Raw genomic sequence first — 652 nt, forward strand, 5'->3', positions numbered from 1 at the left:
AGATGTGTATAAGAGACAGGTCTAAATCTATAATATGATCGATCTTTAGTTGTGGCCATTGAGTTATTGCTTTAGTAAAGCTTGAGTTTTCACATTGTCCTTCTGCATGACCGATAATCAAAGCACCAAATTTCTGAATGTCACTAAACTCGATGTCTTTGTTGTAAATATTAGGTTGGGTATTTTCATCCCAGCGAGTTATGACTTGTGGTCGTGAAGAAGCATAAAAAGTGACCCATTCAGAAAGATAATCGCCTCCAACATACTTGAAAGGAGAATTATAATGTTTCTGCCAAATTGCTTCAACTTTTTGGCTAAAAGTTATTACACCTTGCATTTTATGACCGGAATTGCTGATGTTCAGTGTTAATACTGATATATATCCTATTAGAAAAAGTAAAGCTGTTGCAAATAAAGCTAAAAATGCTTTGCGAAAAGATTGTCCATTATAATTTCTTACGCAAGCGACAACAATAGGAGGTGCAATAATGAAAAAAGGCTGTAGCCACTCTGTTAAACGCCCTCCGTGATGAAAAAGGAACCATAGCCAAATGAAGAATTGTGGTAAGAAAGCGACGTATATAATGACGAGTATAGAAATTTCTGTGGGCCATTTTAAATAGAGTTTATAATCTGTCTCTTATACACATCT

General features: G+C 35.1%; 1 pseudogene. It reads right to left on the reverse strand.

Features of this window, described 5'->3' with window-relative positions:
• Positions 1-337 (reverse strand): annotated as a pseudogene (locus HBA26_RS22660) (glycosyltransferase); the annotation flags it as partial.
• Positions 338-652: the final 315 nt, after the last annotated feature.

The organism is Enterobacter sp. 725m/11, from assembly GCF_011683705.1.
Taxonomy (GTDB): Bacteria; Pseudomonadota; Gammaproteobacteria; order Enterobacterales; family Enterobacteriaceae; genus Enterobacter; species Enterobacter bugandensis.